Consider the following 12,371-nt stretch of genomic DNA (forward strand, 5'->3'; position numbering starts at 1 on the left):
CGTGCATCGGGGATCCCCATATCCCCGATACTCGCCAAGAAGGAAACGGACATGTCAAGCTTGCCAGACCTCCCCCAGGAACAGATTGAACTGCCGCTGCTGCCGCTGCGGGATGTCGTCGTGTTCCCACATATGGTCATCCCGCTCTTTGTCGGGCGTCCGAAGTCAATCAAAGCACTCGAAAACGCGATGGAGTCAGGCAAGAGCATTCTTCTTGTCGCGCAAAAGTCTGCCGCCAAGGATGAGCCCTCGGCCGAGGATCTGTACGAGATCGGGTGTATCGCCAATATCCTCCAGATGCTCAAGCTCCCTGACGGCACCGTGAAGGTGTTGGTCGAGGGGACTCAGCGTGCTCGTTTGCAGGCGGTTGAAGATCAGCGCACCGTCTTCGTGGCGCAGGTCATGCCGCTCAAGGGCGATGAGGTTCAGAACCACGAAGTCGAAGCCATGCGCCGGGCGATCCTTGCGCAGTTCGATCAGTACGTGAAGCTGAACAAGAAGATCCCGCCGGAAATTCTGACGTCGCTGTCGGGAATCGACGAGCCAGGCCGACTGGCAGATACGATTGCCGCGCATTTGCCGCTCAAACTTGAACAGAAGCAGGGCATTCTTGAATTTGTCAGCGTGGTCGAACGCATGGAAAAGCTGCTCTCGCAGCTTGAGACGGAGCTCGACATCCTGCAGGTCGAGAAGCGTATTCGCGGCCGCGTCAAGCGGCAGATGGAAAAGAGCCAGCGCGAGTATTACCTGAACGAGCAGGTCAAGGCGATCCAGAAAGAACTCGGCGAAGGCGAAGAGGGTGCCGATCTCGAAGAGCTGGAAAAGAAGATCAAGGCGTCCGGTATGAGCAAGGAAGCGACTGCGAAGGCGCAGTCGGAGCTCAAGAAGCTGAAGATGATGTCGCCGATGTCAGCCGAAGCGACGGTTGTCCGAAACTTCATCGAGACACTCGTCGGTTTGCCCTGGAAGAAGAAGTCGCGCATCAGCAAAGATCTTGCAGAGGCGCAGAAGGTGCTCGATCGCGACCACTATGGCCTCGAGAAGGTCAAGGAGCGGATCCTCGAGTATCTGGCTGTGCAGCAGCGCGTCGACAAGCTCAAGGCGCCCATCCTTTGCCTCGTTGGGCCTCCTGGCGTGGGCAAGACTTCGCTTGGCCAGTCGATCGCCAAAGCAACGAACCGCAAGTTTGTCCGCATGTCGCTGGGTGGCGTACGTGACGAGGCCGAGATTCGTGGTCACCGTCGTACTTACATCGGGTCGATGCCAGGCAAGATTCTGCAGAACATGACCAAGGTCGCAGTGCGCAATCCGCTCTTTCTGCTCGACGAAGTCGACAAGATGGGTGCGGATTTCCGAGGCGACCCGAGTTCGGCGCTGCTTGAAGTTCTCGATCCCGAGCAGAACAGCACCTTCGTCGATCACTATGTCGAAGTGGAGTACGACCTCTCGGACGTCATGTTCGTGGCGACTGCGAACAGCCTGAACATCCCGGCTCCACTTCTGGATCGGATGGAAATCATCCGGCTTTCCGGCTACACGGAAGACGAGAAGGTGAGCATCGCGCAGCGTTACCTGATTCCGAAGCAGATGAAGAACAACGGAATCAAGCGTGAGGAGTTGTCTGTCACCGAAGATGCTGTCCGGGACATCGTCCGCTTCTACACCCGTGAAGCCGGCGTACGCAGCCTGGAGCGAGAAATCTCGAAGATCTGCCGCAAGGTGGTCAAGGCTGTTGTGCTGCGTGCACGAACGAGCAAGGTCATCGTAAACGCGAAGAGCCTGGACAAGTATCTCGGCGTGCGCCGATTCACGTTTGGCGTGGCGGAAAAGGACAACCAGATTGGTCAGGTTACAGGGCTCGCATGGACGGAGGTCGGAGGCGAGCTGCTTACGATCGAGTCAGTCGTGCTGCCGGGCAAGGGAAAGGTGCTGACGACCGGCAAGCTTGGCGAGGTCATGCAGGAATCGATTCAGGCGGCCTTGTCGGTCGTCCGTAAGCGCGCTAATCAACTCGGTATTGCGGACGATTTCTACCAGAAGAGTGATATTCATATTCACCTTCCGGAAGGCGCCACCCCCAAGGATGGCCCGTCTGCCGGCATTGCGATCGCTACTGCGTTGGTGTCCGTCCTGACGGGAATTCCGGTGCGAGCCGATGTTGCGATGACCGGTGAAATCACCCTGCGCGGAGAGGTTCTGGCAATCGGTGGATTGAAAGAGAAGCTCTTCGCGGCGGTTCGTGGCGGGATACGCACGGCGTTGATTCCGGAAGAAAATGTCAAGGATCTGCAGGATCTGCCGCCCGAGATCCGCGATCGGCTGGAGATCATTCCAGTCAAGTGGATCGACAAGGTGCTTGAGTTGGCCCTCGAAAGAGCGCCCGAACCGGTTGCCGAGGTAGTGACTGAAGACGCGGCGACCCCTCCGCAAGCAAACGGGGAAGTCGCGGGAGCGGTTCTGAAGCACTGATGATTGCTGCAAAGCAGCGGGGCCTGACTGTCTATGCGGCGGTCGGGCCCCGCTGTTTTTTTGTGCAGATGAGCTGGGTCAGAATCGCCGCAAAGCCGCTTGACACCGCGGTTTCCGCTCGTTTATAAAGTCCTGACAGGCTTCTGGATGTGCGGGGAGTTCGCTAACCCGCGCCGGCATTGGCTTGCAGGATCCTATTCCCACTACCGAAGAATTGAGGGGGCTTTTGTGAACAAATCCGAGTTGATCGAGGTCATCGCAAAGCAGGCCGAAATTTCTAAAGCCGCTGCCGGGCGCGCACTGGATGCGACGATTGCAGCGGTGAAACAGTCCTTGAAGAAGGGGAACGACGTAACCTTGGTGGGTTTCGGCACCTTCTCGGTTGGAAAGCGTGCAGCACGCACCGGCCGCAATCCTCGTACCGGCGCGACGATCAAGATCAAGGCGGCCAAGGTTCCGAAGTTCCGCCCTGGCAAAGCACTCAAGGATGCGGTAAACTAGCCTGCTTTACCGGCGCGCCTCTCTGGGCTTGTCGGTTGAGCGGGCGCTTAGCTCAGTTGGTAGAGCGCCTCCCTTACAAGGAGGATGTCGGCGGTTCGAGTCCGTCAGCGCCCACCAGCGTTTCGCTGGACAATCAAGCGCGGAGTGGTAGTTCAGTCGGTTAGAATACCGGCCTGTCACGCCGGGGGTCGCGGGTTCGAGTCCCGTCCACTCCGCCAGAACGAGGCGAACGCAAGTTCGCCTTTTTTGTATCCACTTTTCTTGGTCCCCCGCTCGCAGCATGTTAGACGCAGTCAGAAACAATAAGCGCATTGTCCAGGTGCTCCTGGCGCTCATCGCAATCACGTTTGCGTTCTTTGGCATCGAGTCCTATCTGCAGAATATTGGACGCGATGATTACGTTGCGAAGGTGGGGCGAAGCAAGATTACGCCACCGGAGCTCGATCAGGCCATGCGCGAAGAGCAGGATCGCCTCCGGTCCCAGTTGGGAGAGGCATTCGATCCGGCAATCCTCCAACGTCCTGAGCTGAAGCGCTCCGTGCTGGATCGCCTCGTCGGCCAACGCGTCCTCGCACTCCGACTTGAGGATGGTCACATGCGCGCGACGCCGGAGGCCTTGCAGCAGACGATCGTGGGCATTCCGGCTTTCCAGGAAGACGGCAAGTTCTCGCGCAAGCGCTATGAACAGATGCTGGCCGCGCGGGGCTATTCGCCAGCGCGTTTCGAGGCTGGCCTCGCGCAGGATCTCGCGCAGCAGCAGCTCATCGGGGGGGTTGCGCGGTCTGCGATCGTTCCGGCCGCGGTTGTTGACCGCTGGCTCACGCTGCAGGACGAGTCGCGAGACGTTGCCATGTGGCAATTGCCCGCGAGCAACTATCTCGCGCAGGTGAAACTGCCGGGCGACGCCGCAAAGAAAGAATACGAAGCGAGCCGCTCGAGCTTTGCAACGCCAGAGCAGGTCAAAGTCGAGTACTTGCTCCTGTCGCAGGACGATCTCGCCGCGCAGGTGACCGTGTCGGACGAGGACATCCGCAAGCAATATGACACCAACAAGGATCGCTACTCGGCCCCTGAAGAGCGCCATGCCCGCCACATCCTGATTGAGGCGGCCAAGGATGCGGGTGCCGACAAGCGTGCTGCGGCCAAGTCCAAGGCGGAAGGACTCCTCAAGCAACTGCAACAGAAGCCTGACAGTTTTGCAGCACTTGCGAAGGCCAATTCCCAGGATCCAGGCTCTGCCGCGAACGGCGGTGACCTCGGGTTCTTCGGTCGAGGTGCGATGGTCAAACCCTTCGAGGATGCCGCCTTTGCGCTCAAGCCGGGGCAGCTCAGCGGTGTGGTTGAGACCGACTACGGCTATCACATCATCCGGCTCGAAGAGATCCGTGGCGGTGGGGTGAAGTCTTTCGATCAGGCCAAGCCTGAGATTGCGCAGGAACTCAAGCGCACCGGTGCGGCGAAGCGCTACGCTGAAATTGCCGACAGTTTCGGCAACACGGTCTACGAACAACCGGACAGCCTCAAGCCGGCAGCGGACAAATACAAACTGGCGCTCCGTCAGAGCGAATGGGTTGCCAAGGATGCGAAGGGCTTGCCGGCGCCGTTCAACAACGAAAAAGTCATGACGGCCCTGTTTTCGGCCGATGCGGTCAAGAATCGCCGCAATACCGAAGCGATTGATCTGGGCAACAACGCGCTTGTCTCCCTGCGCGTCGTCGAGCACAAGGACGCAGCAGTGCGGCCGTTCGAGGAAGTGCGCGCAGCCATCGAACAAAAGCTGACCGAGCAGGAGGCGATCAAGCTGGCCACCAAGGACGGCGAAGCGATGATCGAGAAGCTGCGTAAAGGCGAGACGGTCGACGCGAAGTGGGGCCAGTCGGGTGCTGTCTCGCGTGGCAAACCCGGTCCGCTGCCGCTCGATGCATTGAAGGCGGTGTTCCGTGCCCCGGTCGATAAGCTGCCGGCGTATTCCGGTGTTTCGGTGCCTGGCAAGGGCTATGCGGTCTTCAAGATCGCCAGTGTCACCAAGCCCCAGGTGGCGGCAGATGATCCGCGCAGGAAGTCCTTGGCGGAGCAGTACCAGCGTCTGCTGGCCGAAGAAGATCTGCGCGCCTACATGACCGCGCTGAAGGATCGCTATTCCGTCAAGCTGAGCGGGAAGATCGCGGACGCCAAAGAATAAGCGTTGCGACCGCAGAAAAACAAACGGGCCCTAAAGGGCCCGTTTTCGTTTGATGCGCTTGAACTTCGTGGAGCGCGTCAGTCCGCGGCTGCCAGTGCGGTGGTATTGAAGCCGCCGTCGACGTACATGATTTCGCCGGTAATACCCGAGGCCAGGTCCGAACACATGAAGGCCGCCGCATTGCCGACCTCGTCAATCGTGACATTCCGACGCAGCGGTGCATTCTTCTCGTTGAAGGCGAGCAGCTTGCTGAAGTTACCGATGCCTGACGCTGCGAGCGTCTTGATCGGGCCGGCAGAAATGCCGTTGACGCGGGTGCCTTCCGGGCCCAGGCAGGTGGCCATGTAACGCACCGAGGCCTCAAGGCTAGCCTTGGCGAGGCCCATGACGTTGTAGTTGGGCAGCGAACGCACTGCACCGAGGTAGGACATCGTCAGCACCGAGCCATTGCGGCCCTTCATCAGCGGGCGCGCCGCTTTTGCAAGCGCCGGGAAGCTGTAGGCGCTGATTTCGTGGGCGGTACGGAAGGCCTCTCGCGAGAAGCCATCAAGGAAGTCGCCTTCAAGCGCTTCGCCTGGGGCGAAGGCGATGGAATGAACGAGGCCTTCAAGTCCGTCCCACCGCTGGCCGATTGCGTCGAAGAGGGCGGTGATCTGCTCGTCCTCGGCGACGTCGCAGGGAAAGACCAGTTCGGAGTCGAATTCGGCTGCGAACTTCGTGATCCGGTCCAGGAAACGTTCGTTCTGGTAGGTGAAGGCGAGCTGTGCCCCCTCACGATGCATCGCCTTGGCAATGCCGTAAGCAATCGAGCGATTGCTGAGCAGGCCGCAGATCAGGATGCGCTTGCCGGTGAGAAAACCCATATACAGTCTCCTTTTTGCAGATCGCGGATTATATCGGAGGACGACCCCCAAGCCCGATGGCTGTTGCGGCCGCTATGGGTAGTTGTTGGGTGGCGGGCCGAATGTCGAACCATGCAGGTACTTGAAAACACCGCTATCGAGGCGCGCAGGCAAGCGCTTGAGATCGCGTTGCTCGAAGGCGAACCGTTCTGGCGTGACATGCCGTTCCGCGTTGCTCGTCCGGGCTGGGTCGATGCTTATCCAGACCTCGATCATGCGCTTGCGCATCTGTCCGAAGGGGAGCTCACACACCTTCTTGGAGACAACCGTGCGTTGATCGAGTGGCTGTCAGCACGCGTGCAATCATGCCGGCTAGAGGCGGCGCTGATTGATGTACCGCGTCAGCCGGTGGGTGCGCATCGGCCTGATTGCCGTCACGTATGGGGAATCCCTGGCCGCAAGCTCGAGCAGATCGAAGCTTTTCTCGATGCGATCGACACCGGAGCGCACGAAGTGCTCGAGTGGTGCTCCGGCAAGGGCCATCTGGGGCGCCTCTTGAGTCTGCGATGCGGTAGTTCGGTCACTTCGCTGGAATTGCAGGCCGATCTGTGCGCCGATGGCGAGTGGCTGGCTCAGCGCGCCGGGGCGACCCGTCAACAATTCATTGCAGCGGATGCGTTCGCGCCGGACTCGGCCGCGCTGGTCGCAGGGCGTCAGGCTGTTGCGCTGCATGCATGCGGCGATTTGCATCGCACATTGGTGAGCAACGCCATCGCGCATGGCGGGCAGGGTCTGCATGTCGCGCCGTGCTGTTACTACCAGCTCGGATCTGCGAGCTTCACGCCGAATGCTGCCGGTTCGCGCCTTCGACTGTCGCGCGATGATCTGCGATTGGCGGTGACCGAGACGGTCACCGCACCGGCCCGCGAGATCCGCACACGCGACCGGGAGGCCGCGTGGAAACTCGCCTTCGTCGCGTGGCGTGAAATGTCCGAAGGCGCGCCCTACAAGACCTTCAAACCGCTTCCCGAGGCCTGGTTGCGGCTCCCCTTTGCGGCATTCATGACGCAGGTGTGCGCGCGCGAAGGCATTCACGCACCGAGCGGCAAAGTGCTGACCGAGCTCGAAGCGCGCGGCTGGGAACGGCAGCGCGTGATGATGCGACGCTCTGTGGTGCGACTGGCTTACCGCCGGATCCTTGAGTTGTGGCTGGTCTGCGACCTCGCCGTCCCGCTGCTGCACACTGGATATCGTGTGGCGATCCGCGAGTTCTGCGCGCGCAAGCTCACGCCGCGCAACCTGCTGCTCAGTGCCGTACGCTGAGCGGCGATCGAGCGCTTCGCCGTACGCCCGCAAGGGGCGTTGCAAGCGTTACGCCTCGACGCTGTCGAGAAATGCCCGCGCGTCCTCCACCAGACCTGCCAGCCCCTCTTCGTTCACATCGAGCAGGCGCAGGCAGGCTTCGCCAAGCTTGCCCCACTCCCGCGTGGGGCTCAGCCCGGTTGAGGTCTGGAACAGGAATTCGGCCAACTGCACGATCGCGATCAGGCGCTGCGAGGCAGGAGGGAGACCACCGATGTTGAGCGTCAGCGCTACGCTGTCGTGGTGGTAGCGGATCGCGAGACAGGTCTCTTCCGGCATCCACCAGCTTTGCGCGAGCAGACAACCAACGATTGCATGATTCGTCGGGTGGCGCGTTTCCTCGACGTCTGTGAAACGCGCTTCAACGGCATCGTTCGCGAGCTTCAAGGTGGTCGTGTAATCGGCGAACTTGCGCATCAGAACCGGAATGCCGCAGTCGCGGAAAAGCCCGAACGTGTAGGCTTCCTCGGCACGTACGCCGTTGCGGTTGCCGAGTTGTTGCGTGAGCCATCCGGAAACCATCGCGATGCGGGCCGAGGCATCCCAGAAGCGTTCCAGCGCGGGTACCGAAATGAAGACCTTGCGCAGGATCAGTCCCGCAACAGCGCGGCTGGAAACGTCCAGCCCCAGCATCATCAGGGCTTGCGACACCGTACGGGCGCGGAAGCGGAAGCCGAAGTAGGGCGAGTTCGCCGTCTTCATCAGGCCGGCCGCCAGGCTCACGTCGCTGGAAATCAGGGTTGCCAGGCGGTTGAAGTCCGGATTCTCCTTCAGCATCTCTGCGCTTATGCTATCGAGAATGCGCGGTCGCGGCGGAATGCCGATGTCGCGGATCGCCTCGCCAAGCATGCCGTCTATCGCTGCTGTCTGATCCGGGCTCATGCCTGCTTCCTTTGCTTCAACCAAGTGATGAGCGCGTCGCCGTCCATCGGCCGGGCGTGCAGGAAACCCTGTATCGCGTCGACCCCCACGTCCTCCAGTGCGGCTTGTTGCTCCGGCGTTTCCACGCCTTCGGCCACCACCGTCATGCCCAGTTCGCGCGCCATGTTCGTGATCGCACGGACGATCGCCAGGGCGCGCAGATCATGCGGCAGCACCTTGATGAAGGCGCGGTCGATCTTGAGCTTGCTGGCCGGGATGTCCTTCAGGTTGGCGAGGCACGAGTACCCGGTGCCGAAGTCGTCGATGGCCAGCGAGACACCCGCCATTTTTGCTGCCAGCAGATTGCTTTGCACGACTTCCGAGACATCCATGAAAAGCGACTCGGTCAGTTCCAGTTCGATCAGCTCCGGCGGCGCATCACTGCAAAGCAGCGCGGCATGCAGCGCCTGCGAAAACTTGGGCGCCGTGAGCTGGGCGCGCGAGACGTTGATGGCGACCTTGGTGCCAAGGCCGAGCGCGGCAAGCCGGTGAGCGAACATCGCGCCGTACAGCATGCTCCATTCGCCAAGTCGTACGACCAGCCCGGTCTTTTCGGCGACCGGGATGAAGCGCACCGGCGATACCGTTTCGCCGTCGGCAGAGCAGCGCATCAGCGCTTCAACGGCATGTATCGAGCCGTCGAGCGCGACGATGGGTTGGTAGTGCAAGGCCAGGCCGCCACGTTCCAGCGCCATGTGCAACTTGTTCTCCACCACCAGCTCTTCGCGGGCCAGCAGGACGCCCAGGCGACCGGCGACGCGTTCCTCGCCGGACAATACCGTGCGATCACCGCCCAATCGTTTGGCCTCGACCATCGCGCGATCTGCGCGTTCGAGCACGCTGACGGCGTCTTCCTTGGGTTCAAGCACCGCGATGCCGACGCTGCCAGTCGGATAGAGCCGTATGTTGCCGACTTCGAGCGGCAGCTTCACGCAGTCCAGCAGGTCCGCAGCGATCAATTGTGCGGCCGCCGCGTCCACGCCGCGCGCCAGGAACACGAATTCGTCACCGCCCATGCGACAGGGCTGGGCGCGGCCGGCGAGCCGTTCGGCAAGTCGTGTGGCCATGCGTGCGATGACTGCATCGCCGCCGAGATGGCCGAAGGACTCGTTAACGAGTTTGAAGCGATCCAGATCCAGCCAGATCACCGACATGAGCGTGCTCGTCGCCTCCGGTGACTGCACCCATGCGCTCACCGCCGCAAGGCAACCCGCGCGGTCGAGAAAGCCGGTGAGGACATCGATATGCTCTGGCGGCATGGGCAGGTCGCGTTAAAGGACGAGGATGGAGTCCTCGGGTTCCTTCTTGCGTTTTCGGCCGCGGCAGGCGCGACTTGAGCGGTTTCGGCACGCCTGTGCCGACGGCTGGACTGGTCTTTTCTTCGCTGCGCAAGGCTTTGCACCCGTTCCATCATCACGGAAGCATGGCGCGCACGGGACGTGGCGTCGCAATGAAGCCATCAAACACGTTGCCGCCCTTGTGCACCGCAGATTGCGCTCCTCGCCATACGGTCTAGCATGGGCGAGCGCAGCTTTTCAAAACAAGGCCCAGCTGCAACGAACGGCGATAGTCGCGGGGGCGGCGTCGCCAGATCGCGGGCTGGCGATAGGGGGGAGCCGAATGACCAAACCATTGCAATGGACTTTGCCGGGAACGATTTCCCGGCTGGCATTGACCGCGCTTGTGACGCTGTTCATCGCGGGCTGCGGATCGAGCGACGAGGCGCCCCAGGCGCCGACCTACGCGGCAGAAATCCGTTACACGTCGTACGGGGTGCCGCACATCAAGGCCAACGATTTCAAGGGCGCGGGCTACGGTTACGGCTACGCGTTTGCTGCTGACCATGTGTGCCTGTTTTCCGAGGAGGTGGTCACCCTCAACGGTGAGCGCGCGCTGTATTTCGGCGAGAAGGATGCCAACGGCGTGCGAATCACTTACCCGGCGCAGCTGGGTGGCACGCTCGAGAACATCGAGTCCGATTTCTTCTACAAATCGACGATGACGCCCGCCGTCGCGGCGAACATGAAAGCCGCCGCGGGCAGTGATGTGCGCGACCTGGTGGCCGGGTTCGTCGCTGGCTACAACCGCTACCTGCGCGAGGTGGGTGCCGCTGGGCTTCCGCCTAGCTGCCGCAATGCCAAGTGGGTGCGCCCGATCACCGAAGCCGACGCCTATTTCCGTATGAATCAGGCAGCCATGACCGGCAGTTCGATCGCCTTCATTGCACAGATCGCCGCCGCGCAACCGCCCGCGGCCGCGGCGCGGGTGGCGCGGGCTCGTGCGACCGGCAGCCCCGAGGCTCAGCTGAAGCAGTCCGAAATGCTCAAGGCGCTGCACGTGTTCAAGGACGGCCTGATCGGATCGAACGGTTACGGGCTTGGCCGCGAGGTGACCGAGTCGGGCAAGGGCATGGTGCTTGGTAACCCGCACTTCCCGTGGTGGGGCGTGTTGCGCCTGCATCAACTGCACATCACGGTCCCCGGCAAGTACGACGTTTACGGTGCGACCTTGCTGGGTGCGCCCTTGCCGCTGATCGGCTTCAACAAGGACGTTGCCTGGACGCACACCTTCTCCACCGACCAGCGCTTTACGCTGTTTGCGCTGACGCTCGATCCGAAGGACCCGACCCGCTACATGGTCGGCACCGAATCGCGTGCGATGACCGCGACCAAAGTTCAGATTCAGGCGCTGCAACCCGACGGCTCGGTGGTGACGCGCGAACGCACGATGTATGCGACCGAGTACGGCCCGCTCGCGATGGATAGCCTGTTCCAGTGGACGACCAGCACCGCCTACGCCTTCAAGGATGCCAACCGCGACACCTACCGGCTGATGGACCAGGTGTTGCTCAACGGCAAGGCGACCAGTGCTGCTTCGCTGCGGGAAGCCTTGGCGACCTACAGCGAGATGCCCTGGGTGAACACCATCGGCGCCGACAAGGATGGCAATGCGCTGTACGCCAACTACTCGGTGGCGGCCAACGTCTCTGACGCGCAGATCACGAACTGCGTCGGCGCGGGCCTGCCGCAACTCGCCCTCGCGCTTGAAGGAGTCGTCATCCTCGATGGCAAGGACCCGACTTGCAGCTGGACTGGCCACGTGCCGAGCGCGCAGCGCCCGTACGTGCTGCGAACCGACTACGCGATGAACGCCAATGACAGCCACTGGTGGCCGAATCAGAACGTCCGCCTGGCGGGCTACCCCAAGATCATCGCCACCGGCCCCGATGCCGAGGGCGTGGTTCAAGGGGAGCGCACCCGCGCAGGCATCGCCCAGATCGTCGATCGCGTCTCGGGGGCTGATGGCCTGCCGGGTACGAAGTTCACGCTGGCCTCTTTGCAGGAGGTGTACAAGGCGGGCCGTTTCTACCGGCCGGAACGGTGGCTGGGCGAATTCGTCACCGCGTGTCTTGCGGGTGGCCACGCCGATGTCGCTGCTGCCTGCACGGTGCTGCGCGACTGGAACCGCAAGGAGCAACTCGATGCCAAGGGCGCGCTATTGTTCCGCGAGTTCTATGCGCGACTGGGCGAGTTGAAGGATGCGTCGCTGTGGCGGGTGCCTTTCGATCCGGCCGATCCGCTGAACACGCCCAACGGTTTCAACACCGCCAATACCGATGCGTTCACGAAGCTGGCCGATACGGTGAGCTACTTCGGCACGATCGGGTTCGCGCTTGACGAAACGCCCGGCGCCCGCCAGATCCTCACCCGCAATGGCAAGCAACTGGTCATTCCGGGCGGGCGCTACACCTTCAACAACTGGCGCGGCGCGTTGGTCGACGGCAAGTATGTCGACCCGGCCTATGGCAACAGCTACATGCAGTTCGTGACCTTCGACGCCGATGGGCCGGTTGCCGAAGGCATGCTGACCTACTCGCAATCGACTGATTCGTCGTCGAGCCACTATTCGGATCTGACCGAGCTCTACGCGCAACGGCTGTGGGCGAAGCTGCCCTACACCGATGCGCAGATCAACGCCGATCCGAATCTGCGGACGGTGAAGATCTCGGAATGACGAGGCGCGGTTGACACGGTTTCAATGGATTCGGGGGGCGTTGCGGCCCCCCGAATGCCATGCGTGAAGCCTGCGAGCGC

8 protein-coding genes and 2 tRNA genes are annotated in these 12,371 nt (G+C 61.7%); 7 read left to right on the plus strand and 3 right to left on the minus strand.

All coding sequences use genetic code 11. The annotated features are described in order from the left end of the window. The first annotated feature begins 51 nt into the window (after window positions 1-51). The 5 genes from lon to GGR36_RS01685 all read left to right on the plus strand — a co-directional run bounded on the left by lon (window position 52) and on the right by GGR36_RS01685 (window position 5,152). Entirely contained in the window at window positions 52-2,469 is a 2,418-nt protein-coding gene (lon, locus tag GGR36_RS01665; RefSeq protein WP_183634859.1) for an endopeptidase La, read from the plus strand. 228 nt (window positions 2,470-2,697) lie between these two features. Then, window positions 2,698-2,970, plus strand: a complete 273-nt coding sequence (locus GGR36_RS01670) for an HU family DNA-binding protein (protein WP_172200722.1) — start codon at window positions 2,698-2,700, stop codon at window positions 2,968-2,970. A 41-nt stretch (window positions 2,971-3,011) separates the two neighbouring features. Then, a tRNA-Val gene (locus GGR36_RS01675) sits at window positions 3,012-3,087 on the plus strand. Between the two features lie 24 nt (window positions 3,088-3,111). Beyond that, window positions 3,112-3,188, plus strand: a tRNA-Asp gene (locus GGR36_RS01680). 62 nt (window positions 3,189-3,250) lie between these two features. Beyond that, window positions 3,251-5,152: a SurA N-terminal domain-containing protein gene (locus tag GGR36_RS01685; RefSeq protein WP_183631236.1), complete on the plus strand. Its 1,902-nt coding sequence runs from the start codon at window positions 3,251-3,253 to the stop codon at window positions 5,150-5,152. Window positions 5,153-5,229: 77 nt separating this feature from the next. On the opposite strand, the gene fabI is transcribed toward GGR36_RS01685, so the two are convergent. Continuing rightward, the gene (gene fabI / locus GGR36_RS01690) at window positions 5,230-6,015 is read right to left on the minus strand and encodes an enoyl-ACP reductase FabI (RefSeq protein WP_183631238.1); all 786 of its coding nucleotides are present in this window, start codon (window positions 6,013-6,015) and stop codon (window positions 5,230-5,232) included. Window positions 6,016-6,126: 111 nt separating this feature from the next. Here fabI and GGR36_RS01695 point away from each other — a divergent pair, with 111 nt between their 5' ends. After that, window positions 6,127-7,317 carry a methyltransferase gene (locus GGR36_RS01695; RefSeq protein ID WP_183631240.1) on the plus strand — a complete coding sequence of 397 codons (1,191 nt, stop codon included), beginning with the start codon at window positions 6,127-6,129 and terminating at the stop codon, window positions 7,315-7,317. Window positions 7,318-7,365: 48 nt separating this feature from the next. On the opposite strand, the gene GGR36_RS01700 is transcribed toward GGR36_RS01695, so the two are convergent. Together GGR36_RS01700 and GGR36_RS01705 are read right to left on the minus strand one after the other, a co-directional pair. Then, window positions 7,366-8,238 carry an HDOD domain-containing protein gene (locus tag GGR36_RS01700; protein ID WP_183631242.1) on the minus strand — a complete coding sequence of 291 codons (873 nt, stop codon included), beginning with the start codon at window positions 8,236-8,238 and terminating at the stop codon, window positions 7,366-7,368. Further along, window positions 8,235-9,536: a putative bifunctional diguanylate cyclase/phosphodiesterase gene (locus GGR36_RS01705; protein WP_183631244.1), complete on the minus strand. Its 1,302-nt coding sequence runs from the start codon at window positions 9,534-9,536 to the stop codon at window positions 8,235-8,237. Before GGR36_RS01705 ends, GGR36_RS01700 begins: the two co-directional genes overlap by 4 nt. 361 nt (window positions 9,537-9,897) lie before the next feature. Between GGR36_RS01705 and GGR36_RS01710 the strand changes: the two genes are divergently transcribed. Beyond that, on the plus strand, window positions 9,898-12,291 hold the full coding sequence (locus GGR36_RS01710; protein WP_183631246.1) for a penicillin acylase family protein: 2,394 nt from the start codon (window positions 9,898-9,900) through the stop codon (window positions 12,289-12,291). Window positions 12,292-12,371 lie beyond the last annotated feature (80 nt).

Origin of the sequence: Niveibacterium umoris (assembly GCF_014197015.1) — a bacterium.
Classification (GTDB): Bacteria; Pseudomonadota; Gammaproteobacteria; order Burkholderiales; family Rhodocyclaceae; genus Niveibacterium; species Niveibacterium umoris.

Excerpts from the sequence above, each read along its gene's own strand:
- lon (WP_183634859.1), top strand. The coding sequence starts at position 52 with ATGTCAAGCTTGCCAGACCTCCCCCAGGAACAGATTGAACTGCCGCTG.
- GGR36_RS01685 (WP_183631236.1), top strand. The coding sequence starts at position 3,251 with ATGTTAGACGCAGTCAGAAACAATAAGCGCATTGTCCAGGTGCTCCTG.
- fabI (WP_183631238.1), bottom strand. The coding sequence starts at position 6,015 with ATGGGTTTTCTCACCGGCAAGCGCATCCTGATCTGCGGCCTGCTCAGC.
- GGR36_RS01695 (WP_183631240.1), top strand. The coding sequence starts at position 6,127 with ATGCAGGTACTTGAAAACACCGCTATCGAGGCGCGCAGGCAAGCGCTT.
- GGR36_RS01700 (WP_183631242.1), bottom strand. The coding sequence starts at position 8,238 with ATGAGCCCGGATCAGACAGCAGCGATAGACGGCATGCTTGGCGAGGCG.
- GGR36_RS01705 (WP_183631244.1), bottom strand. The coding sequence starts at position 9,536 with ATGCCGCCAGAGCATATCGATGTCCTCACCGGCTTTCTCGACCGCGCG.
- GGR36_RS01710 (WP_183631246.1), top strand. The coding sequence starts at position 9,898 with ATGACCAAACCATTGCAATGGACTTTGCCGGGAACGATTTCCCGGCTG.